Genomic DNA, 22,593 nt, shown 5'->3' with positions numbered 1-22,593 from the left:
TGGCTATGAATGAGCGTTGAAAAGAGGTTGATCAGTGTATGTATGATGTAATTATTATTGGAGCAGGACCATGTGGATTATCAGCAGCAATTGAGTGTGATAAAAAAGGGTTGTCCACCTTAATCATTGAAAAAGATAATATTGTAAATGCCATTTATCGGTACCCTACACATCAAACTTTTTTCAGTACGAGTGAACGATTGGAAATTGGAGACGTACCTTTTATTACAGAAGAGAGAAAACCAGTACGTAACCAAGCGCTAGTGTATTATCGCATGGTTGCGAAGCGTAAAAAGGTAAACGTTCACGCTTATGAGGAAGTACTACATGTAGGAAAAGAGAACAATGTATTTACTGTAAAAACAACAAAGCAACAGTATAAAGCTCAAAATATTGTTGTGGCTACTGGCTACTATGATTCCCCTAATTATATGAATGTTCCAGGGGAAACGAGTAAGCATGTGATGCATTATTTTAAAGAAGCTCACCCTTTCTTTGATCATGACGTTGTAGTGATTGGCGGGAAAAACTCGGCTGTAGATGCAGCCTTAGAGCTTGAAAAAGCAGGGGCTCGCGTTACAATGCTTTACCGTGGAGATGAGTACTCGAAAAGCGTGAAGCCTTGGATTCTACCCGAAGTGATTTCTCTCGTTCATAATGGTCGTATTCAACTAGAGTTTGGTGCACATATTACAAAGATTACGGAGAAAGCCGTTCATTATAAACAAAATGGACTAGATCGTATTGTGAAGGCAGATTTCGTCTTTGCCATGACAGGCTACCACCCAGATCATTCATTTATTCGAAGTATGGGAGTAGAAGTAGACGAAGCAACAGGACGCCCGAGCTTTCAAAGCGAAACAATGGAAACGAATGTTGCCTGTCTATTTATCGCTGGCGTTATAGCAGCAGGGAATAACGCCAATGAGATTTTTATTGAAAATGGCAGAGAGCATGGGAAGCAGATTGCTGCCGCTATTATCCAAAAGCAGAAAATGGAGGAAATGCAGTGAGGCACGTCGTACTTTTAACTACAGGTGGAACAATTGCGAGCACAACTAGTGAAAACGGCAAGCTAGTGGCAGGTGAATTAACAGGGGAAGAGCTTGCAGAGCTATGTGGCTTGCCAACGGATATACAGGTAACGGTGCGGTCTGTTTTACAAAAACCAAGTGTGCATCTTATACCAGAGGATTGGCATATACTGGAAACAGAAATTAAACAAGCCTTTCAATCGGAAGAGGTGGATGGCGTTGTCGTTACACATGGCACAGATACGTTAGAGGAAACAGCTTATTATGTGGATTTAACAAATACAGATGAAAGGCCTGTTGTTGTAACAGGGTCGCAGCGAGGACCAGAAGAAACGGGTAGCGATGCTTTTATGAATCTACGACATGCCATTTATGCAGCATGTGAACCAGATTTAAAAGGGACAGGTTGTGTTGTTGTTTTTAATGAGCGCATCTTTTCTGCTCGTTATGTGAAAAAGGAACATGCATCAAATATTCAAGGTTTTAATGCGTTTGGTTTTGGATACTTAGGAATTATTGACAATGATGTTATTTTTACGTATCAAAAACCAATTCGTCGGGAAATGTATGAATTAACGGAACCTCGCTTTAAAGAGATTGGTATTGCTAAAATATATTTAGGTATGTCTGAGAAAACACTACGTGCAATCATCGCAACAGTTGATGGACTTGTATTGGAAGCTGTAGGACGTGGACAAGTTCCCCCGCAACTAGTGGCGCCGATTGAAGAGGCCATTCTCGCGGGAAAACCAATTATTTTAACAACATCATCGGAAGAAGGGAAAGTGTATCCAACGTACGATTATAAAGGAAGTGCACATCATCTTGAGCAACTCGGTGTTGTTTTAGGTTCAGATTATGATAGTAAAAAAGCAAGGGTAAAAACCCTCGTATTAACTGCTGCTAAGAAAGATGTTATGCTTGGCTTTTCATAAGGGATGTTACTTGAGTCTCATCAGTGTGAGGCGTATACTGTGAGTAATTAGTGGACTTCCTTTTTAGAGAGTGGGTCGACAAGCCTTGATTTCTTTTGTGATTGCAGCTCTGGCACCAGCCATGGCGTTGTTCTCCTATGTTTACTTGCGTGATTCTTTTAGCAGAGGGGCTATGTTTTTAGTTCTGCGAATTTTTATTATTGGTGCTCTCCTCGTTCTTCCGATATCCGTCATTCAATTTGCGTTAACGGAAGAAGAAATGATTACGGAACCGTTTGTAAAAGCTTTTTTGCTTTACGGATTGATTGAAGAAGGGTTAAAATGGCTGATGTTGTTCATATTTGCCTATCAACACGGTCAGTTAAGACAACCCTTAGATGGAATTGTTTTTGGTGTAGCGCTGTCACTTGGATTTGCAACAGTTGAAAACAGCTTATATATGATTGCTTACGGTTTCGATCATGTCCTGCCACGTACTTTATTGCCAACGACTGCTCATGCTGTGTATGGAATTGTAATGGGCTACTATATTGGAAGGGCAAAATACCATCGATCTAAAAGGCTGCTTTTTCTTGGATTCGCAGCTGTTCTTCCAATGATCTTACACGGAAGCTATGACTATATTCTAATGGATTTTGGACATTATTTTTTACTTTTAATGATTCCTTTTATGGTTGGTCTTTGGCTATTGGCAATATGGAAAATCAAAAAAGCGAACAAGCTCAATGAAAATGAGAAGAGTCAGATGGACTAAAGGAGGAGTATAGCGTGACAACAGCGAATCGCTATCGAATTGTCATTCGTTGCCCTTTATGTGGAGAAAAATATATTTTACGTGGAAAACGCAATGAGAACGGAGACTATGAAACAGGATTTAAGCAGTGTGTATGTGGGAACGAAGATCAATTAATTATTGAAGCGTCTCCTGAATAAACATGAGAAAACGTACGGCTACAATAGCCGTACGTTTTTTTATTCGATAAAAATAAAATGAATGACTTGCAGAATCGTATCTTTTGCGTTAAAGTTGTGACAATACAAAAAAACTTAATAGATCTTATCAAGAGAGACGGAGGGATATGGCCCTGTGAAGTCTCAGCAACCAGCCTTATAGGCAAGGTGCTAAATCCAGCAGTAATCTGCAAGATAAGAGAAATGTCAGCAACCTTTCTTCTTATTATCTTGAAGAAAGGTTTTTTATTGTTTTATAAGAGGGAAAAAGGGGATGGCAACATGACACATGATCAATCAATACTCGCGCAAATTGGTAATCGCCGAAAAGATGAAACAGGGGCGGTTAATACACCGGTCTATTTTTCAACGGCTTTTCGACATTCGGGTATACAGGAATCAACTGGTTATGATTATGCACGGACAGGAAATCCGACTCGAGAAGTTCTGGAACAAGCAATTGCAAGTCTTGAGCATGGAGAAAGAGGCTTTGCCACAAGTTCTGGGATGTCGGCAATTCAGCTTGTTTTCTCACTCTTTGAACAAGGTGACCATATTCTATGTTCAGATGACTTATACGGTGGTACATATCGACTTTTTGAAGGTGGCTGGAAAAAGTGGGGCTTAACGTTTGATTATGTTGATATGTCCGATTTAGAGGCCGTTCAAGCATTACGAACAGCTAATACAAAAGCCATTTTTGTCGAAACACCTACCAATCCACTGATGAAAGAGGCTTCCATTGCAGATCTAGCGGCATATTGTAGAATCCATAACCTGCTTTTAATTGTTGATAATACATTTCTAACGCCTCTATTGTTAAAACCGTTAGAAGAAGGAGCAGACATTGTTGTTCATTCAGCAACAAAATACTTAGGAGGCCACAATGATGTAGTGGCAGGGCTTGTCGTTGCCAAAAGCACACAAATAAGCGAACAGCTCGCTTATTTTCATAATGGTGCGGGGTTTATCCTTGGTGCATTTGACTCCTGGCTCTTAATGCGCGGCATGAAAACATTAGCGTTACGAATGAAACAACACGAAGAAAACGCAAAACGGTTGGTGGAGGTTTTAAATGAGGAATCCATTGTAAAAGAAGTTCTGTACCCTGGTAAAGGTGGAATGGTGTCGTTTAGGGTAAGGGATGAAGCTCTTATTAATCCAATTTTACAATCGTTAAAGCTCATTTCTTTTGCGGAAAGTCTTGGTGGTGTTGAAAGTTTAATGACCTATCCAGCAACTCAAACCCACGCGGATATTCCTGAAGAAATTCGAATCGCTAAAGGTGTTGATAATACATTACTCCGCTTCTCCGTCGGCATAGAGCATTGTGAAGATTTAATAAATGATATACAACAAGCTTTTCAGGCAGCGGAAAATAAGAAGGGATGAGTCGATTGGATTTAAAAAAACTATTAACATCCTCTGTGACAGTAGCAGATGGAGCGATAGGGACTTTGTTGTATGAAGCAGGCTATGATTTATGTTTTGAAGAGCTAAACGTAACGAAGCCAGAAGAGATTTATGCGATTCATCAAGCCTATATAGAAGCTGGTGCAACCATTATTCAAACAAATTCCTATGCTGCTAATGCACAAAAGCTTAAACGTTACGGTCTCCAAGAGAGTGTAGGGGCCATAAATCAGGCATCTGTTCAGCTAGCCCGTAAAGCGGTTCAAGATAGCGGGAAGAAACAGGTATTCGTGCTCGGAACTGTAGGTGGCATTCAAGGCTTCCAATCGGAGCAGCTTGATCATAAAGAAAGTATGCAAGCATTAGTGGAGCAAGTAGACCTACTCTTACAAGCAGAGGTAGATGGTCTTTTGTTCGAAACGTTCTATGATTTCTCGGAAATTAAACAACTAGTTATTGAGTCGAGAAAACGAACGCAGCTACCTATTATTGCAAATGTGTCTCTTGGTGATATTGGTGTCTTAAAAGGAGGTATTCGATTAAGCGATGCGCTAACAGAATTATATGAGGTAGGTGCTGATGTTACAGGGTTAAATTGCCGAATGGGTCCATACCACATGTTACGATCCATTGAAGAGCTTGAGCTCCCGTATGACATTCCGCTTGCATGCTACCCAAATGCAAGTTTACCAGGTTATCGTGATGGTCGGTTTGTGTACGCTTCAAATACAGACTATTTTACATCAATGTCTGAACGGTTTATTAACGAAGGTGTCCATCTTATTGGAGGTTGTTGTGGAACAACACCGGCTCATATAAAAGCAATAAAAGAAGCAGCAAGCGGTCGAAAACCAGTAAAACGTAAAATTCGGCTACAGTCATTAAAAACAGAAACGATTGAACGTTTCCACGAGCAACGTCCATCAATTAAAGATTTAGTAGAAGAAAAGCAGACCATTATCGTTGAACTAGATCCTCCAAAGAAATTGCATATTGATCCTTTTATTGAAGGGGCAAAAGCAATTCGAGATGCAGGGGCAGATGCATTAACACTTGCAGATAACTCGCTAGCAAGTCCGCGTATTGATAATCAAACATTAGCGATGTTGTTGAAAGAAGAAGGCATTCGAAGTCTTGTTCATTTAACGTGTCGTGATCGCAATTTAATTGGTTTACAATCCCATTTAATGGGGCTTGATTTAGCAGAACTAAATGATCTTTTAGTCATTACAGGTGACCCGAGCAAAATTGGTGATTTTCCAGGAGCCACTTCGGTATATGATGTATCATCAACGAAGCTTTTGCCACTGATTAAACAAATGAATGAAGGGATTTCGTTTTCAGGTAAGTCATTAGGAAGAGCAACAAACTTTACAACAGCAGCTGCATTTAATCCGAATGTGAAACATCTGGATAAGGCTGTTCGTCGCTTAGAGAAAAAGATTGAGGCTGGTGCTCATTATTTTCTTACACAGCCGATTTTTGACGAAAAACAGTTTGAGGAGGTCTATGAAGCGACCAAACATTTATCTGTACCGATATTTGTCGGCATCATGCCGTTAACAAGTAGTCGAAACGCTGAGTTTTTGCACAATGAAGTACCGGGTATATCTTTGTCAGATGATACAAGGGTACGTATGGCACGAGCAGGTGAAGATAAAGTGAAAGCAGAACAAGAAGGGCTTGCTATGGCCAAATCATTAGCAGATGCAGCGGCTACTTATTTTAATGGTCTGTATTTAATTACACCGTTTTTACGCTATCGATTGACGGTAGAATTAACCCGTTACTTACGCACACACACAACAGCTCCGTTGTCTAAAGAGAGGAAGTTACAATGAGACAGAATGGATTAATTGAACAACTAAAGAAAAAAATTATTGTGCTTGACGGTGCAATGGGAACGATGATTCAAGATGCGGACTTACATGAAGATGATTTTGGTGGTGCAGACTTTGATGGCTGTAATGAGTATTTAAACCTTACTTCTCCGCACGTGATAACAAAGATTCACCAGGCTTATTTACAAGCTGGAGCAGATATTATTAGTACGAACACATTCGGGTCATCGAGTATTGTTCTTGATGACTATGAGCTTGGACATCTTGCTTATGAAATTAGCCGTAAAGCAGCGGAACTGGCTAAGAAAGAGGCCGATAAATGGTCTACAGCTGATGAGCCTCGATTTGTTGCTGGTGCAATGGGTCCAACAACAAAGTCTCTTTCCGTTACAGGTGGCACAACCTTTCAAGAGCTTATTGGCACTTATGAAGAGCAAGCAAGAGGTTTAATTGATGGTGGAGCCGATCTTTTGCTTCTAGAAACTAGCCAAGATATGCGTAACGTAAAGGCAGCATCAATTGGTATTGAGAACGCATTTGTTCAAACGAAAACAAAGCTTCCATTAATGATTTCTGGCACAATTGAGCCGATGGGGACGACGTTAGCAGGACAAACGGTTGAAGCGTTTTACCTTTCCATCGAGCACTTAAAACCATTAGTTGTAGGCTTGAACTGTGCAACAGGACCAGAATTTATGCGTGACCATATTCGTTCGTTAGCGGAAATGGCAGAGAGCTATGTAAGCTGTTATCCCAACGCAGGTTTACCTGACGAAGAAGGACATTACCATGAAACCCCACAATCATTAGCAAAGAAATTAGAAGGCTTTGTGCAAAAGGGTTGGTTAAATGTCATCGGTGGGTGCTGTGGGACGACACCTGCTCACGTTCGGGCGCTTAAAGATATGGTCAATCACTATGAATCAAGAGAAGAAACGACAAGGGAACAGCATGCGGTCTCAGGCTTAGAGGCACTTTTCTACGAAGATTCAATGCGGCCACTATTTGTCGGCGAACGAACAAATGTGATTGGATCACGTAAATTTAAGCGACTTATTGAGGAAGGGAAATACGAAGAAGCTTCAGAAATTGCTCGGTCGCAAGTGAAAAAAGGTGCTCATGTAATTGATATTTGTTTGGCTGATCCGGATCGTGGCGAAGCAACAGATATGGCTGCTTTTTTATCATTTGTTACGAATAAGGTGAAAGTGCCATTAATGATTGATTCTACCGACGAAGCAGTTATTCAAGAGGCTCTTACTTACTCACAAGGGAAGGCCATTATTAATTCCATTAATTTAGAAGATGGTGAAGAGCGGTTTGAAGCCATTTTACCGCTTGTTAAACAATATGGAGCAGCCCTTGTTGTTGGCACCATTGATGAAACGGGTATGGCAGTTTCCGCTGAGCGAAAACTAGAGATTGCCGTACGCTCGTTTAAGCTGTTAACTGAAAAACACGGAATTCCAGCTCATGACATTATATTTGACCCTCTTGTATTCCCAGTCGGTACAGGTGATGAACAGTATATTGGTTCAGCAAAGGCAACAGTGGAAGGAATAAAACTTATTAAAGAGCATTTACCCCATTGCTTAACTATTTTAGGGGTTAGCAATGTGTCGTTTGGCTTGCCTCCTGTAGGGCGGGAAGTGTTAAATTCGGTTTATCTATACCACTGTACACAAGCTGGTCTTGATTATGCCATCGTTAATACGGAGAAATTAGAACGATTTGCGAGTATTTCTGAGCATGAAAAACGATTAGCAGAACAACTGCTTTTTAAAACGGATGACGCAACTCTTGCTGAATTTACAGCCCATTACCGTGGTAAAAGCGCAAAAAAAACGATTGAGTACGAAGGGCTAAGTTTAGAAGAACGATTAGCGATTTATGTAGTGGAAGGTACAAAGCAACGCTTAGAGCAAGACTTAACACTCGCCTTGCAAAGCTATGCAGAGCCATTAGACATCATAAATGGTCCTTTAATGAATGGGATGGACGAAGTAGGGAGATTGTTTAATAACAATGAATTAATTGTTGCTGAAGTATTGCAAAGTGCGGAAGTGATGAAAGCGGCCGTTTCATTTCTTGAACCGCATATGGAAAAGAGTGAAAATGAATCTCGAAAAGGAAAAATTTTATTAGCAACAGTGAAAGGAGACGTACATGATATCGGTAAAAATCTAGTCGATATCATTTTAAGTAACAACGGCTTTGACATTGTTAATCTAGGCATCAAAGTAACATCAAATGAATTAATTGATGCAATAAAAAAAGAACAGCCGACTGCTATTGGATTATCCGGGCTATTAGTTAAATCCGCTCAGCAAATGGTATTAACGGCCCAAGATTTGAAATCACAAGATATCTCGATTCCTGTACTAGTAGGCGGTGCCGCTTTAACGAGAAAATTTGTGGACACGCGCATTGCGCCAGAATATGAAGGTCTTGTGATTTATGCGAAAGATGCAATGAATGGGTTAGAGCTGGCTAATCGAATTACGACAGATGAAAAGCGTGAACGACTGGCACTAGAGCTAAATGAGCAACGCCAGTTAAAAAAAGATTATGTAGCAAAACGAATAAAAAAAGAAATGGTTCAATCGTCTGAACCGATTCAATCATCCATAAAACATACACACCCAGTAGTAAAACCAGCAGATTTAGAGCCTCATATTATAAAACAGTATAATATTGAACATATTTTTCCTTACGTGAATATGCAAATGCTTCTAGGTAGGCATTTAGGCGTTCAAGGAAAAGTGGAAAAATTGCTGGCAGAAGGTCATGAAAAAACAGTTGAATTAAAAGAAAAAGTCGACGCTTTATTTTCTGATGCGAATCAATTAAAAACGTTACAGGCAAACGCTATGTATCAATTCTTTCCTGCTCAATCAGATGGAAATGATTTGATTATTTATGACCCTATGAATCCAACAACGGAGTTAGAGCGGTTCTCGTTTCCAAGACAGCAAGTAAAGCCTTTCTTATGTTTAGCTGATTTTGTTCGGCCGGTTGGTGGAGAAATGGATTATGTGGGCTTTCTAGCAGTAACTGCAGGCAAAGGTGTGCGAGAATTAGGAGAAGCGGCGAAGGCAAGCGGCGAATTTTTAAAAAGCCATTTAGTGCAAGCTGCTGCACTAGAGACGGCAGAAGGGTTGGCTGAACGAATTCATGAACAGATGCGCGATCGTTGGGGATTCCCTGATACACCAGAAATGTCGATGTCAGACCGTTTTTCTGCAAAATACCAAGGAATTCGTGTTTCCTTTGGCTACCCAGCCTGTCCAAATTTAGATGATCAACGAAAGCTATTTGATCTATTAAAACCAGAGAAAATTGGAATTGAACTAACCGAAGAATGTATGATGGAGCCAGAAGCTAGCGTGACGGCACTTGTTTTTTCTCATCCGGAAGGACGTTATTTTAACGTACTATAGATGCAAAACATAATCGATTTACAGAGAAGTAGTACATACTAGACGACTAGTGTGTACTACTTTTTTGTGTTACCACATCCAATCATTCAAGAACGCAACAGTGATGAATGTTCTGAATAAAAGGTATGGATAGAGGGTTAACGCTCTCTAACGTTCATTGCAAGGAGCCCAACATTAGTAGAAATTTCTGCTGTATAAAATAAAAGGAATAACAAAGACTAGCGGTAGCTAGAAGAAATCAATACACATAACAAAGGAGGATGAACCTAGCATATGCGTAAGAATACAGTTTTAAAAACCAGTCTTATCATTGTTATCGGACTACTCTCTTTCCTGACTCCAGCGTCAGATGCAGATGCGTTCTCAGAACAGGTAATCCAAAAAGGCGCAACGGGAGAAGATGTCGTTGAATTACAAGCTAGACTTCAATATGTAGGGTACTACAATGGGAACATTGATGGTGTGTTCGGATGGGGTACATACTGGGCTGTTCGCAATTATCAATATGAATATGGTATTGATATTGATGGTTTAGTTGGCGAAAATATGAAAGCAAAGCTGGTAGAAACAACGAATTTTGATAAGCAGTTTGTGACAAATGCACTTAATGAAGGGCGTTCTGTTACACATTATGGTGGCACTTCATTAGAAAAACAAAAAGGAAATCAATCTAATAATGGTACGTCAAATAATGGTTCGAATGAGCAAGCAGGAAGCGATAATGGTGAACCAATTATTGAAAAGGCACAGAACGTTCCGTCAGGTTATTCAAGTAATGATATTCAACTAATGGCACAAGCGGTTTATGGTGAAGCTCGAGGAGAACCATATGAAGGGCAAGTAGCCGTTGCTGCTGTCATTGTGAACCGTTTGAATTCACCTACTTTTCCAGATACTGTTGCTGGAGTTATTTATGAAGAACGTGCGTTTACCGCCGTTGCAGATGGACAAATTAATTTAGGTGCAGATGAGTCTTCCCGAAACGCTGTACTTGATGCTTTAAACGGTCAAGATCCGTCTAATAACGCCCTGTACTATTTTAACCCGGATACCGCCACATCAGCGTGGATTTGGACGAGACCACAAATTAAACGCATTGGCAAACATATCTTTTGTTACTAATTTTTTTCGGAGGTGGAATAAGTGATTCGAAATCTAATGATTGGAGCCCTTGCCGTTGCGGTAGTCGGAACAGGTGTATGGGGTTACCAACAAAAAAACGATAAAGAGCATTTAGCGCAAGCAGCAGAGAATATGTATCAACGTGCGTATCATGATTTAAGCTTTCATATTGATCAAATTGAAGATGAATTAGGCAAGACGTTGGCGATGAATAGTCAGAGGCAGTTATCTCCAGCTTTAGCAGACGTATGGCGAGTAACTAGTTTAGCTGAAAAAAGTTTAGCAGAGCTTCCTGTACAAGGGTTAAGCATGGAAGATACAGAAAAATACTTATACAAAATAGCTGACTTCTCTTACCGGACTTCTGTAAGAGACTTAAACCAAGACCCATTGACTGATAAAGAGTATAAAACACTAGAGCAACTTTATGAGCAATCTGCTTCCATTCGCCAATCAATGCGCGAAACACAAGCCATGATGATGAATACAGATATGCACTGGTTAGCTGAGCGAGAAAGAGAAGATAGTGAGCCAGCTCAAAATTCATTTGCGGATCATTTTGAACGAATGAATAAATCTGTTCAAGGCTTTAGCGAAGTAGAGTGGGGAGCAACAGACTCGGCGATTCGTAATTTAAATGGCGAGTTAAAGGATGCACTAGAGGGACGAGAAGAGATATCAAAAGAAGAAGCGAAGCAAGCTGCTCTTGAGCTACTTCAGTTAGGTAAAGAAGCAACGGTTAGAGTTGATGATGCCAGTGATGCTCTTGACTACCCTGCTTATTCTCTTATAATTGATGATCCAGAAAATAAAGCCAATTACAATATGGACATGAGCGTTGAGGGCGGCGAGCCAATATGGTTTATGCAAAGCCGCAAAATTGATAAACAAACCATCGGTTTAAATGAAGCTGTTCAAAAAGCAGATGCGTTTTTAGAGCGTGCAAATAAAGAAGGTATGGTGCTCGTAGAGAGTACGCAATACAATAATCGCGCTGTTCTTGAGTATGCTTATGAAGAGGATGGAGTCCGAATTTACCCAGATTCCATAACCCTTGAAGTAGCTTTAGATGATGGGGACATCGTATCCTATGTTGGGCGTGGGCATATTATACACCATCTTGACTCAAGAAACTTGCCAAATCCAGCTATTTCGAAAGCCGATGCTCAAGGGATGATTAATCCACGAATTGAGGTTATGGAAGACCATCTAGCAGTAATTGAAACAGATTTAAATGAAGACGTCCTTGTCTATGAGTTTTATGGAACAAAAAACAACGATACGTACCGCATTTTCATTAATGCCCAAACTGGTGATGAAGAAAAAGTAGAACGAATGAAAGATACAGAACCTGATTATAGTAACGAATAAAAAGATCGAACTCTCGGTATGTTACGGGGGTTCTTTTCTTTACAGGATGCTTGCCATCTTTTAAAAGTATGAGATAATAGGGGCAGATAAAAAACAAGTTTTAAAAGAAAGTGTGTGAACGATTCATGACGAGTTTTAATGTGGCGATTGATGGTCCTGCAGGTGCGGGAAAAAGTACGGTAGCAAAGCAGGTAGCCGAGAAACTAGGATTTCTTTATATCGATACAGGAGCTATGTACCGAGCATTAACACAAGCTGCTTTGGCACGAGAAATCGATGTAAAGGATGAAGAGGCTTTAATTCAATTGTTGAGAAACAGCAATCTTGAACTGGCGCCATCCTCTACTGGCACCACCGTCTATTGGGATGGAGAAGATATTACAGAAGACATACGTTCAAACAAAGTAAATCAAACCGTATCGCTTGTTTCTAGCTATAAGCAAATACGTTTATATATGATGGAAAAGCAACAGAAGCTAGCTAGTGAAAAAAATGCTGTGCTTGATGGCAGGGACATCGGTACCCACGTCCTTCCAGACGCTGACGTAAAGGTATTTCTTACAGCTTCTGTTGAGGAACGAGCAAAACGCCGTCATACCGAACAATTAAACAAGGGGCTTACATCTGATTTAGAAGCTATTAAGCGAGATATTGAAAAAAGAGATGAGTTAGATTCGAATCGTGCATTTGCACCGCTTAAACAAGCAGACGATGCAGAAGTTCTTGATACAACATGTATGGATATTAATCAAGTGACAGGCGCTATTCTTGATCTTGTAAAGGAGCACTCGGTTTAAATGAAGCTGTATCGTTTTGGACAAGCAGTTTGTCGTCTTGTTTTGCGAACACTATTTAAGGTGGAGATTAGAGGGAAGGAACATATCCCATCCGAAGGCGGTGTCCTTCTTTGCTCGAATCACATTAGCAATTTTGATCCTCCTCTATTAGGTGCGTTTATCCATCGACAAGTGCGCTACATGGCGAAGAAAGAATTGTTTGATAAAAAAGGAATTGGGAAATTATTAAAAGGCTTAGGCGCTTTTCCTGTTAAACGTGGTGGAAATGATCGGGAATCATTGCGTACGGCTTTACGAATTTTAAAAGAAGGCGACATGGTTGGGTTATTTCCTGAAGGAACACGTTCCAAAACAGGTGAAATCGGGAATGGATTAGCAGGCGCTGGTTTTTTTGCAGGAAAAAGCGAAGCATACGTTATTCCTTGCGTCATCATTGGTCCTTATCGATTTCGTAAACGTGTTATTTTAGCATACGGGGAACCAATAGATATGGAAGCGTATCGTCAGCAGCGAGTATCCGCACAAGAAATAACAGACACCATTATGACTGAAATTCAGCGTTTAAAAGACATACACCAGTAATGAATCGTGGGCTGGTAGAATAAACCCTATGAGGAGGAATTGGCAATGGCTGAAGAAATGAATGTGTTTTCAGTAGGAGACCTTGTAAAAGGAACAGTAACAAAAGTTGAAGATAAACAAGTCTTTGTGGACGTTGGTTTTAAAGTAGACGGGATTGTACCAATTAGTGAATTGGCGGCGCTGCATATTGAAAAAGCAGGTGATGTTGTCGCTGTTAACGATGAATTAGAATTACAAGTGACAAAAGTGGATGATGATGAGTTGGTTCTGTCTAAAAAAGCAGTGCAAGCTGAAAAAGCATGGCAGCATTTAGAAGAGATCCAACAAAAAGATGAACAAATGGAAGCCACTGTTGCAGAGGTTGTAAAGGGTGGACTTGTTGTCGATGTTGGTGTCCGTGGCTTTGTTCCTGCTTCTCACGTTGAGCGTCATTATGTAGAGGATTTTTCCACTTATATTGGTCAAAAGCTTCAATTGAAAATCATTGAATTGGATAGAGCTAACAACAAGCTTATCCTCTCCCAACGTGCAGTACAAGAAGATGAAGTCGAACAGAAGAAGAAAGAAACGCTACAATCTATTGAAGTGGGTTCAACTGTAACGGGAACGGTCCAACGCTTAGCGACATTTGGTGCATTTGTCGATATTGGTGGCGTTGATGGGTTAGTTCATATTTCACAACTTGCTCACGAACGTGTCGAAAGTCCTCAAGACGTTTTAAGTGAAGGTGAGACGGTAACGGTTAAAGTGCTTTCTGTTGATCTTGATAACGAACGAATCTCGCTATCTATTAAAGAGACACTTCCTGGACCATGGGCGAATGTTGGTACATCATTAAACGTGAACGATATCGTGTCTGGAAAAGTAAAGCGTCTTGCTAATTTTGGAGCTTTTGTCGAAGTACTTCCTGGTGTGGAAGGGCTTGTTCATATTTCACAAATTTCAACTCGTCACATCGGAAACCCGGCTGAGGTACTTGAAGTTGGACAGACAGTTGAAGTGAAAATTCTTGAAATTAATGAAGCGGACAAGCGGATTTCACTAAGCATCCGAGAAGCGCAGGAACAAGAAATTCGCAACGAAACGAAAGCATATGAAAAAGAGCACCAAGAAGAGTCATCTGGATTCTCTTTAGCAGACATGATTGGTGATCAATTAAAAAACTATCGCCCGTAATCGTTCATTTTCGTGAATGATCGAAACGGCTGCATGTCTAATCTAGTAAAAATCCGTCCATAATCATCATAGAGGTGATTTATAATGGACGGTTTTTATTTTTATTGGCTTGGGTGGATCGTGTTTGGACTTATGACGTTTTTTATGCCAAAAACCATCTTTCGCGCCATTGGTAGCGTGATTGTCTTAGCGTTGTTGCTATTCGTACCATTAACATGGACGTATGCCCACTATTCTTTCAGTGTTGGCTTTGTCTTTTTGCTCGTTTGTTGCTACGCGGCAATTGGTCAAAGAGCAATGAAACAGCTGATCTATCCTCTATTTGTTTCGATTGTTATTGCAGCCGTTTATTTTGGTGTTCAAGCTTTTATCCGAATGGATCCAGTTGTTTTATTAGTTGGACCTTATGTCGTTCAACTTATTCTACCAGTTTGTGTAGCGCTTCTTCTACTTCGTGGGTATAAAAGGTCCATTGTTCTTGTAATCGGGATGATGCACGGAGAGGTTTTTGTACAAATTCAACAGTCTCAGGGAATGCCAGTTTTAATCGGATCACTGGCTTTCTGGGACCTTGTTGCCTTTTCTTTTATTTTCAGTGTGAGTATCACGTGGATTACAGTGGTCATTCAGCAGCTTGAAAAGCGAACTGTTAGACGTCATATTCCGCCATCATCCATCGGAAATAGGATAGACAAGCATGCATGAGTTTAGTAAACTAATTGAGTTAGACAAAATTTATAGAAGCACGAAGTAGGAAGGGTGTGAGATTGTGACAAAACCAGTCGTTGCAATCGTTGGAAGACCAAACGTAGGAAAGTCTACGATTTTTAACCGGATTGTCGGGGAACGCGTTGCGATAGTGGAGGACATGCCAGGCGTAACGAGAGATCGACTTTATAATAAAGCGGAATGGTTAAATCATGAGTTTAATATAATTGATACAGGTGGAATTGAACTTGGAGACGAGCCGTTGCTTGCGCAAATGCGCCAACAGGCGGAAATTGCTATTGATGAAGCCCATGTCATTATTTTCTTAGTAAGCGCAAAAGAAGGAATTACTGCAGCCGATCAAGAAGTGGTGAATATGTTATTCCGTTCTAAAAAGCCAGTCGTTTTAGGTGTAAATAAAGTGGATAACCCTGAAATGCGTGACCAGCTTTACGAATTTTATGGCTTAGGTATTGGTGAGCCGTTTCCCATATCTGGCGCACATGGATTAGGCTTAGGAGATTTACTTGATGCTGTTGTTGATCATTTCCCTACTGACTTAGAAGTGGCATATGGAGAAGAAGCGATTAAGATGGCATTAATTGGCCGTCCAAATGTTGGGAAGTCTTCTCTCGTAAATGCTTTACTTGGTGAAGAGCGAGTCATCGTCAGTCAAATTCCAGGTACAACTCGGGACGCAATTGATACATCGTTTACAAAAGATGAGCAAGAGTATGTCGTGATTGATACTGCTGGAATGAGAAAAAGAGGAAAAGTGTATGAGGCAACAGAAAAATATAGTGTTCTTCGTTCATTAAAAGCAATTGATCGTTCTGATGTCATTTTAGTCGTGATTAACGGAGAAGAAGGCATCATTGAACAAGACAAAAAAATTGCCGGTTACGCCCATGAAGCGGGACGAGCAATTGTGATTGTTGTGAATAAATGGGATGCTTTAGAAAAAGACCACAAAACGATGCAACGTTTTGTTGAAGACATTCGTCAGGAATTTCAGTTCCTTTCGTATGCACCCATTGTCTTTTTATCTGCAAAAACAAAGCAACGCCTTCATTTATTATTACCAGAAGTGAAGAAAGTGTCAGAGAATCACCACTTACGTGTGTCAACACATGTATTGAACGATATGATTATGGATGCAGTAGCAATGAACCCAACGCCAACAGATAAAGGAAAACGTTTAAAGATTAATTACGTAACGCAAGTAGCTGTTCAACCACCAACATTTGTCTTTTTTGTGAATGAACCGGAACTTATGCATTTTTCGTACCGTCGCTTTCTAGAAAACCGTTTGCGAGCTACGTTTAACTTTGAAGGAACGCCGATTCATATTATTTCTCGTAAGAAAAATGATTAATGGTGTGTGTAAAGGGGGAAGCACATGATTATCACAACCATTTTTTTCGTGTTGTTCAGTTATTTACTCGGTTCAGTAAGTTTTAGTTACCTTATTGCGAAGAAAATTAAAAAAATTGATATTCGTAAAGAAGGAAGTGGGAATGCAGGAGCAACGAATACGTTGCGGGTTTTAGGGGTAGGACCCGCTATTACAGTGCTTTTGCTCGATGTGGTGAAGGGTGTTTTACCAGTTCTACTGGCTATGCTCTTCACTGATGCTGCGTTTGTTCACGTACTCACGGGCTTTGCTGCTATTCTCGGACACAATTGGCCTATTTATTTCGGTTTTAGAGGCGGTAAGGGAGTAGCAACCTCCATGGGTGTACTCGTTAGTCTTGTATTCCTTCCAGCTTTGCTTGCAGGAGTTGTGGCCATTGCGAGTATTTTCATTACTAGATATGTGTCGCTAGGTTCCTTATTATTTGCTGTACTAACTCCTGTAGCACTCGTATTATTAATGCTTATCCCAAGCTTTTCCTATCCATTTGAATACATGTTGTTTACCGTTATATTGGCGGTTATGTCGCTGTGGCGTCATCGCACGAACGTGAGCCGACTTTTATCAGGGACAGAAAATAAAATTGGCAGAAAGCATGCATAGGAGTAGATAAAAATGAAGCAAAAACTAGCTGTAATTGGTGCAGGGAGCTGGGGTACTGCCCTAGCTGTCGTTCTTGCTGATAATGGACACGATGTTCGATTAGTTGCAAGAAGACAAAGTCAAGTAGATGAGATTAATCAACTTCATACGAATGAGAAATATTTAGGACAAGTACAGTTACCTGAGTCATTAACGGCTTATCTTGAGATGGAAGAAGCGGTAAGGGATGCAGATGCCATCATTCTCGTCGTTCCATCAAAAGCGATGCGCGAAACGGTTCAAGGGCTTGTCGCAATTCTAGAACAACCAGTTCCTATTATTCATGCGAGCAAAGGAATTGAACCAAATACATATAAACGAGTGTCAGAAGTTATTGAAGATGCTGCAGGAGGATCACCTCATCTGGCTTCTATAACGGTATTATCAGGTCCGAGTCATGCAGAAGAAGTAGCCCTTCGTCAACCGACCACGGTAACGGTAGCATCACGTACTGAATCGGCTGCTGCGTACGCGCAAAAGTTGTTTATGAATCAGCAGTTTAGAGTGTATACAAATCCTGATTTAATTGGCGTCGAAATTGGTGGCGCTTTAAAGAACATTATCGCCTTAGTTTGTGGTGTGACAAACGGTCTTGGATATGGAGATAATACAAAAGCAGCCATTATGACTAGAGGCTTAACCGAAATTTCTCGACTTGGTGTTCATATGGGCGCGCAGCCTCTTACGTTTTCAGGTTTAACAGGATTAGGCGATTTAATTGTTACCTGTACAAGCGTACATTCTCGAAACTGGCGTGCTGGACATATGTTAGGAAAAGGAAAATCAATGGAAGAGGTTCTTGAGGAAATGGGAATGGTTGTTGAAGGGATACGGACAACGCAAGCTGCTTATGAACTCGCCAAAAAAGAAAACATTAACATGCCGTTAACAGAGGCGCTTTACGCTGTGTTGTTTAATGGCGTTGATCCAATTAAAGCGGCTGAAGATTTGATGGGTCGTGTGAAGCGAAATGAAGTAGAGGAATTGTACCATCTCGATTAACGGCTTCCACGTTCGCACATTTTTTCTCCCCCATGCATACGATGAAAGGAACGTAAGCATGAGGAGGGATTGGATGTTTAAGAAAAATGATTCATTTTTTGATCAAGTTCAAAAAAACACAAAGGTTCGCCCGGATGAGCTTTTAAAACTAGCAAACTCTGTTAGTCAATCAAACTTAAAAGACGAAGCAACGTTGCGTGATTTAATTAGTCGTGTTGCTGCAATGGCAAACAAACCTGTTTCAAAAGAAAAAGAAGATCAGATTGTTTCTGCGATTTTAAATAATAACATGCCAACGGATTTGTCGTCTTTGACAAAAATGTTTAACAACAAAAAGTAGAGAAAATAGTCAAACATCCAAACAAAAATTCGAAGCCTGCATATACTGCAATAGAACACCTACTATTATAAGGGCAAGAAAAAGGATTTAGTCAAGCTAGAGAGGAGAGCCCCACTCCTGTCTAGCTTTTTAGCTGTTGTCACAGAATTTGATATGCTATACTTGAAAGGATGGAAGGATAAGAGAGGTGTATAAAATGTCCTTAGCTATGCTAAATATGTACATATCATTTGGTGGAATTATTTTAATGTTTGTATCAGCCGGCACAGCCTTTTTGGCTAGAACAAAATTAAGTGGATTTTTAGCGAGAATTGTTTTAGCGTTTTCATTTATCTGTATGGTTGTGGCTGGTTTAATTGTCGCCTATATTGTAATTGGTGGACCCACGTCAAACTTCATGAGATAAAGGGGTTATAGAATGAAACGCTTGACCATTTATAGTGTTGCCATTGTGTTTTTGTTAGCGGGCTGTATGCTACCCAACGAACAGCGAGTTGAAAATCAAGTGCCTTATGCCGATCAAATGGCAAGTGTACAAGCAGCAATTGATCAATTTCAAGAGGAAACTGGGGTATTGCCAATTAAAACTTTCGACGAAAGCACGAACTTATATCAGCGCTATGTCATTGATTTTAGGCAGCTTATCCCAACCTATATGCAAGATGCACCAGGGTCTTCGTTTGAAAATGGAGGAGTTTATCAATATGTCCTAGTAAATGTAGAAGAAGAGCCTGAGGTAAAAGTTATTGATGTGCGTATTATGAATGAGATCAATAGGTTAACTCAACGAATTAATGATTATCGACGCGAGCATACCTATGCGCCTATTAAAGAATCTCTTGATTATGACTTGTTTACATTGGATTTTGAAGCGCTTGGTTATAAAGAAGAGCCTTATATTGATAGTCCTTATAATCAAACTCGCTTGCCATTGCTTTATACAAATAGTGGTGACATTATGATCGACTATCGATTGGATTTAATTGAATTACAATCAGAGATGGATGGATCTTTTGCGACTGAAACGGATTTGCGAACTTATCTGTATGAAGATGCACCATTTGTTCCTGTGTTCTCTGTTCCGTATACGTATTCAGAAGCTGACGGGATTCAATACGATACAAAATTCTATGAAAATGAATAAAATAGGTCTAGATTGCCCTTTCCACTCGTAAGATAGAATTGGAAGGGGCATTATCTTTATCGTCTCCCCTTTCAAGAGTGGATGCAGAAAAATATTCACCGTAGTCAGTCATATTAATAGGACAATGTCATAGAATTGGTAGTGGTTAGAGGTATAAGACTCGGCTGCATCATATTTTACTTGACCGGGAGGGGAATGATCTTGTTGGAAAAAGTAGATATCTTCAAAGATATCGCGGAGCGAACAGGTGGCGACATTTATCTCGGTGTCGTTGGAGCGGTTCGCACGGGAAAATCGACCTTTATTAAGAAATTCATGGAACTTGTGGTGCTTCCTAACATCGAAAATGAAGCAGATAAGAACAGGGCTCAAGATGAGCTTCCACAGTCCGCAGCAGGTAAACAAATCATGACGACGGAGCCAAAATTTGTACCAAACCAAGCCGTTTCCATCCATGTTGATGAAGGGCTTGATGTAAATATTCGCCTCGTTGACTGTGTTGGTTATGCTGTACCTGGAGCAAAAGGCTACGAAGATGAAAATGGACCTCGCATGATTCATACACCTTGGTATGAAGAACCGATTCCATTTCAAGAGGCAGCAGAAATTGGGACGAGGAAAGTAATTCAAGAGCACTCTACACTTGGTGTTGTTGTGACAACTGATGGCACAATTGGGGACATTCCAAGGAGCGATTACGTTGAATCAGAATCACGAGTTGTGGAAGAGCTTAAAGAAGTTGGTAAACCATTTATTATGATCGTTAACAGTGTAAGACCACATCACCCAGAAACAGAGCAGCTTCGGTCTTCGCTTTCAGAAGAATACGATATTCCGGTACTGGCTATGAGTGTTGAAGGCATGAACGAGCATGATATTAATAGTGTATTAAGAGAGGTTCTGTTTGAGTTCCCAGTACATGAAGTGAATGTGAATTTACCTAGCTGGGTAATGGTACTGAAGAACGACCATTGGCTTCGAGAAAGTTATGAAGAGTCGGTTCGTGAAACGGTTAAAGATATCAAACGTTTGCGAGACGTTGATCGTGTTGTTAGCCAATTTACAGAACTCGAATTTATTGATCAAGCCAAACTAGCCGGTATCGAAATGGGGCAAGGTATTGCCGAAATTGATTTGTATGCCCCGGATGAGCTGTACGATCAAGTATTAAAAGAAGTAGTCGGTGTAGAAATACGTGGTAAGGACCATCTTTTATCTTTAATGCAAGACTTTGCTCATGCAAAAACCGAATATGATCAAGTGGCTGATGCCTTGCGAATGGTTAAGCAAACCGGTTATGGCATTGCTGCACCGTCACTAGCCGATATGAGTTTAGATGAACCTGAAATTATTCGTCAAGGGTCACGTTTCGGTGTTCGGTTAAAAGCTGTAGCGCCGTCTATTCATATGGTGAAAGTGGACGTAGAATCAGAATTTGCCCCTATTATTGGAACCGAAAAGCAAAGTGAAGAACTCGTCCGCTATCTCATGCAAGACTTTGAAGAAAATCCACTTTCAATTTGGAATTCCGACATCTTCGGGCGATCACTTAATTCGATTGTACGTGAGGGGATTTCGGCAAAGCTCTCGTTAATGCCAGAAAATGCGCGTTATAAGTTACAAGAAACCCTAGAGAGAATTATAAACGAAGGTTCTGGTGGGTTAATTGCGATTATTTTGTGAATAAAAGAACTCTCTCCCTTAGGAGTGAGTTCTTTTTGCTTTTCCTTGATACTTTTGCTAATCTTTATAAGAGATTCGAAGTGGATAGCACGATGATGGAGGGACAAGAATGGTTGATCAACATAAAATAGAAACCGCAGTAAGAATGATTCTAGAGGCAGTAGGTGAAGACCCAGAGAGAGAAGGGCTTATTGATACACCGAGACGCGTTGCAAAAATGTATGAAGAAATGTTTAGTGGATTGCGCGAAGATCCGAAAACCCATTTGCAAACGGTCTTTACGGAAGATCACGAAGAGCTTGTGCTTGTTAAAGACATAACGTTCTATTCTATGTGTGAGCATCATTTAGTTCCTTTTTTCGGAAAAGCTCATATTGCGTACCTTCCAAATGAAGGAAAAGTGACAGGGCTTAGCAAACTCGCTCGTACCGTAGATGGTATTGCGAGACAGCCTCAAGTTCAAGAGAGAATGACGAAAACACTTGCTGACGCACTTGAAGAAACGTTAGGGGCAAAAGGTGTCATGGTAGTTGTTTCAGCTGAACATATGTGTATGTCGATGAGAGGTATTAAAAAACCTGGCTCTAAAACAGTTACAACAGCTGCTCGCGGTGTTTTCAAAGACGACCCAATAGCAAGACAAGAAGTTTTGTCATTTATTTAAGTGAGAACCTCTAATAAGAGATGGTTGGTTTTATTCGTTCATATGCAACGCAAAAAATTCGTTTAATAGTGGAGGGGAAAAGATGAGTCAAAACGCTGATTTTTTTGTTATTAAAGCAAGGGAAAATGGTGTACAAGTCATTGGTTTAACACGTGGTTCTGATACACGTTTTCATCACTCGGAAAAACTTGACAAAGGTGAAGTCATGATTGGGCAATTTACAGAGCATACGTCTGCGGTGAAAATAAGAGGAAAAGCTGTTATTCAAACAAGTCATGGCACTATGGACACAGATGAAGAGTAAATTAGCAGGATGTAGTGTTTATGAATGGTT

22 protein-coding genes and 1 riboswitch are annotated in these 22,593 nt (G+C 40.4%); all 22 genes read left to right on the top strand.

Going from position 1 to position 22,593, the window contains the following annotated elements; genetic code table 11:
• Nucleotides 1-38: 38 nt before the first annotated feature.
• The 22 genes from E2L03_RS00870 to mtrB all read left to right on the top strand — a co-directional run bounded on the left by E2L03_RS00870 (nucleotide 39) and on the right by mtrB (nucleotide 22,563).
• Complete coding sequence (locus tag E2L03_RS00870) at nucleotides 39-1,013, top strand: YpdA family putative bacillithiol disulfide reductase (RefSeq protein WP_134258443.1); 975 nt, start codon at nucleotides 39-41, stop codon at nucleotides 1,011-1,013.
• The gene (locus E2L03_RS00865; protein ID WP_134258442.1) at nucleotides 1,010-1,969 is read left to right on the top strand and encodes an asparaginase; all 960 of its coding nucleotides are present in this window, start codon (nucleotides 1,010-1,012) and stop codon (nucleotides 1,967-1,969) included. Before E2L03_RS00870 ends, E2L03_RS00865 begins: the two co-directional genes overlap by 4 nt.
• Nucleotides 1,970-2,054: 85 nt before the next feature.
• Nucleotides 2,055-2,723 carry a glutamic-type intramembrane protease PrsW gene (prsW, locus tag E2L03_RS00860; protein WP_038485688.1) on the top strand — a complete coding sequence of 223 codons (669 nt, stop codon included), beginning with the start codon at nucleotides 2,055-2,057 and terminating at the stop codon, nucleotides 2,721-2,723.
• A 14-nt stretch (nucleotides 2,724-2,737) separates the two neighbouring features.
• Nucleotides 2,738-2,902, top strand: a complete 165-nt coding sequence (locus tag E2L03_RS20165; protein WP_164468425.1) for a hypothetical protein — start codon at nucleotides 2,738-2,740, stop codon at nucleotides 2,900-2,902.
• Between the two features lie 121 nt (nucleotides 2,903-3,023).
• A riboswitch (SAM riboswitch) is annotated at nucleotides 3,024-3,122 on the top strand.
• A gap of 80 nt (nucleotides 3,123-3,202) precedes the next feature.
• The gene (locus E2L03_RS00855; RefSeq protein WP_038480315.1) at nucleotides 3,203-4,312 is read left to right on the top strand and encodes a methionine biosynthesis PLP-dependent protein; all 1,110 of its coding nucleotides are present in this window, start codon (nucleotides 3,203-3,205) and stop codon (nucleotides 4,310-4,312) included.
• A gap of 5 nt (nucleotides 4,313-4,317) precedes the next feature.
• On the top strand, nucleotides 4,318-6,174 hold the full coding sequence (locus E2L03_RS00850; protein WP_437183216.1) for a bifunctional homocysteine S-methyltransferase/methylenetetrahydrofolate reductase: 1,857 nt from the start codon (nucleotides 4,318-4,320) through the stop codon (nucleotides 6,172-6,174).
• Nucleotides 6,171-9,614, top strand: a complete 3,444-nt coding sequence (gene metH / locus E2L03_RS00845) for a methionine synthase (RefSeq protein WP_134258440.1) — start codon at nucleotides 6,171-6,173, stop codon at nucleotides 9,612-9,614. The genes E2L03_RS00850 and metH overlap by 4 nt, the downstream gene beginning before the upstream one ends.
• A gap of 273 nt (nucleotides 9,615-9,887) precedes the next feature.
• The gene (gene sleB, locus E2L03_RS00840; RefSeq protein ID WP_038480305.1) at nucleotides 9,888-10,736 is read left to right on the top strand and encodes a spore cortex-lytic enzyme; all 849 of its coding nucleotides are present in this window, start codon (nucleotides 9,888-9,890) and stop codon (nucleotides 10,734-10,736) included.
• 21 nt (nucleotides 10,737-10,757) lie between these two features.
• Nucleotides 10,758-12,107, top strand: a complete 1,350-nt coding sequence (gene ypeB / locus E2L03_RS00835) for a germination protein YpeB (protein ID WP_134258439.1) — start codon at nucleotides 10,758-10,760, stop codon at nucleotides 12,105-12,107.
• Nucleotides 12,108-12,232: 125 nt separating this feature from the next.
• Entirely contained in the window at nucleotides 12,233-12,904 is a 672-nt protein-coding gene (cmk, locus tag E2L03_RS00830; protein WP_095150333.1) for a (d)CMP kinase, read from the top strand.
• The gene (locus E2L03_RS00825) at nucleotides 12,905-13,486 is read left to right on the top strand and encodes a lysophospholipid acyltransferase family protein (protein ID WP_134258438.1); all 582 of its coding nucleotides are present in this window, start codon (nucleotides 12,905-12,907) and stop codon (nucleotides 13,484-13,486) included.
• Between the two features lie 45 nt (nucleotides 13,487-13,531).
• Nucleotides 13,532-14,662, top strand: a complete 1,131-nt coding sequence (gene rpsA, locus E2L03_RS00820; RefSeq protein WP_124742153.1) for a 30S ribosomal protein S1 — start codon at nucleotides 13,532-13,534, stop codon at nucleotides 14,660-14,662.
• Between the two features lie 84 nt (nucleotides 14,663-14,746).
• Nucleotides 14,747-15,367 (top strand): YphA family membrane protein, encoded by a 621-nt coding sequence (locus E2L03_RS00815; RefSeq protein ID WP_038480289.1) that lies wholly within the window; start codon nucleotides 14,747-14,749, stop codon nucleotides 15,365-15,367.
• A 64-nt stretch (nucleotides 15,368-15,431) separates the two neighbouring features.
• On the top strand, nucleotides 15,432-16,745 hold the full coding sequence (gene der / locus E2L03_RS00810; RefSeq protein ID WP_038480286.1) for a ribosome biogenesis GTPase Der: 1,314 nt from the start codon (nucleotides 15,432-15,434) through the stop codon (nucleotides 16,743-16,745).
• A gap of 24 nt (nucleotides 16,746-16,769) precedes the next feature.
• Complete coding sequence (gene plsY / locus E2L03_RS00805) at nucleotides 16,770-17,387, top strand: glycerol-3-phosphate 1-O-acyltransferase PlsY (RefSeq protein WP_134258437.1); 618 nt, start codon at nucleotides 16,770-16,772, stop codon at nucleotides 17,385-17,387.
• A 12-nt stretch (nucleotides 17,388-17,399) separates the two neighbouring features.
• Entirely contained in the window at nucleotides 17,400-18,428 is a 1,029-nt protein-coding gene (locus E2L03_RS00800) for an NAD(P)H-dependent glycerol-3-phosphate dehydrogenase (RefSeq protein ID WP_134258436.1), read from the top strand.
• Between the two features lie 73 nt (nucleotides 18,429-18,501).
• On the top strand, nucleotides 18,502-18,768 hold the full coding sequence (locus E2L03_RS00795) for a stage VI sporulation protein F (protein ID WP_035398737.1): 267 nt from the start codon (nucleotides 18,502-18,504) through the stop codon (nucleotides 18,766-18,768).
• Nucleotides 18,769-18,985: 217 nt separating this feature from the next.
• Complete coding sequence (locus E2L03_RS00790) at nucleotides 18,986-19,174, top strand: DUF2768 domain-containing protein (RefSeq protein ID WP_367613680.1); 189 nt, start codon at nucleotides 18,986-18,988, stop codon at nucleotides 19,172-19,174.
• Between the two features lie 12 nt (nucleotides 19,175-19,186).
• Complete coding sequence (locus E2L03_RS00785) at nucleotides 19,187-19,912, top strand: YphF family lipoprotein (RefSeq protein WP_095150331.1); 726 nt, start codon at nucleotides 19,187-19,189, stop codon at nucleotides 19,910-19,912.
• 204 nt (nucleotides 19,913-20,116) lie between these two features.
• Nucleotides 20,117-21,595: a stage IV sporulation protein A gene (gene spoIVA / locus E2L03_RS00780; protein WP_038485685.1), complete on the top strand. Its 1,479-nt coding sequence runs from the start codon at nucleotides 20,117-20,119 to the stop codon at nucleotides 21,593-21,595.
• Nucleotides 21,596-21,704: 109 nt separating this feature from the next.
• Complete coding sequence (gene folE, locus E2L03_RS00775) at nucleotides 21,705-22,259, top strand: GTP cyclohydrolase I FolE (protein WP_038480271.1); 555 nt, start codon at nucleotides 21,705-21,707, stop codon at nucleotides 22,257-22,259.
• Between the two features lie 82 nt (nucleotides 22,260-22,341).
• The gene (mtrB, locus tag E2L03_RS00770) at nucleotides 22,342-22,563 is read left to right on the top strand and encodes a trp RNA-binding attenuation protein MtrB (protein WP_051667525.1); all 222 of its coding nucleotides are present in this window, start codon (nucleotides 22,342-22,344) and stop codon (nucleotides 22,561-22,563) included.
• Nucleotides 22,564-22,593 lie beyond the last annotated feature (30 nt).

This window comes from Shouchella oshimensis (assembly GCF_004375095.1).
Taxonomy (GTDB): domain Bacteria; phylum Bacillota; class Bacilli; order Bacillales; family Bacillaceae_D; genus Shouchella; species Shouchella oshimensis.
The sequence above is the reverse complement of the archived record's forward strand: the minus strand, read 5'-3'. Positions and strand labels throughout refer to the sequence as shown.

Excerpts from the sequence above, each read along its gene's own strand:
- E2L03_RS00870 (WP_134258443.1), top strand. The coding sequence starts at position 39 with ATGTATGATGTAATTATTATTGGAGCAGGACCATGTGGATTATCAGCA.
- E2L03_RS00855 (WP_038480315.1), top strand. The coding sequence starts at position 3,203 with ATGACACATGATCAATCAATACTCGCGCAAATTGGTAATCGCCGAAAA.
- metH (WP_134258440.1), top strand. The coding sequence starts at position 6,171 with ATGAGACAGAATGGATTAATTGAACAACTAAAGAAAAAAATTATTGTG.
- sleB (WP_038480305.1), top strand. The coding sequence starts at position 9,888 with ATGCGTAAGAATACAGTTTTAAAAACCAGTCTTATCATTGTTATCGGA.
- cmk (WP_095150333.1), top strand. The coding sequence starts at position 12,233 with ATGACGAGTTTTAATGTGGCGATTGATGGTCCTGCAGGTGCGGGAAAA.
- E2L03_RS00825 (WP_134258438.1), top strand. The coding sequence starts at position 12,905 with ATGAAGCTGTATCGTTTTGGACAAGCAGTTTGTCGTCTTGTTTTGCGA.
- rpsA (WP_124742153.1), top strand. The coding sequence starts at position 13,532 with ATGGCTGAAGAAATGAATGTGTTTTCAGTAGGAGACCTTGTAAAAGGA.
- E2L03_RS00815 (WP_038480289.1), top strand. The coding sequence starts at position 14,747 with ATGGACGGTTTTTATTTTTATTGGCTTGGGTGGATCGTGTTTGGACTT.
- plsY (WP_134258437.1), top strand. The coding sequence starts at position 16,770 with ATGATTATCACAACCATTTTTTTCGTGTTGTTCAGTTATTTACTCGGT.
- E2L03_RS00800 (WP_134258436.1), top strand. The coding sequence starts at position 17,400 with ATGAAGCAAAAACTAGCTGTAATTGGTGCAGGGAGCTGGGGTACTGCC.
- E2L03_RS00795 (WP_035398737.1), top strand. The coding sequence starts at position 18,502 with ATGTTTAAGAAAAATGATTCATTTTTTGATCAAGTTCAAAAAAACACA.
- E2L03_RS00790 (WP_367613680.1), top strand. The coding sequence starts at position 18,986 with ATGTACATATCATTTGGTGGAATTATTTTAATGTTTGTATCAGCCGGC.
- E2L03_RS00785 (WP_095150331.1), top strand. The coding sequence starts at position 19,187 with ATGAAACGCTTGACCATTTATAGTGTTGCCATTGTGTTTTTGTTAGCG.
- folE (WP_038480271.1), top strand. The coding sequence starts at position 21,705 with ATGGTTGATCAACATAAAATAGAAACCGCAGTAAGAATGATTCTAGAG.
- mtrB (WP_051667525.1), top strand. The coding sequence starts at position 22,342 with ATGAGTCAAAACGCTGATTTTTTTGTTATTAAAGCAAGGGAAAATGGT.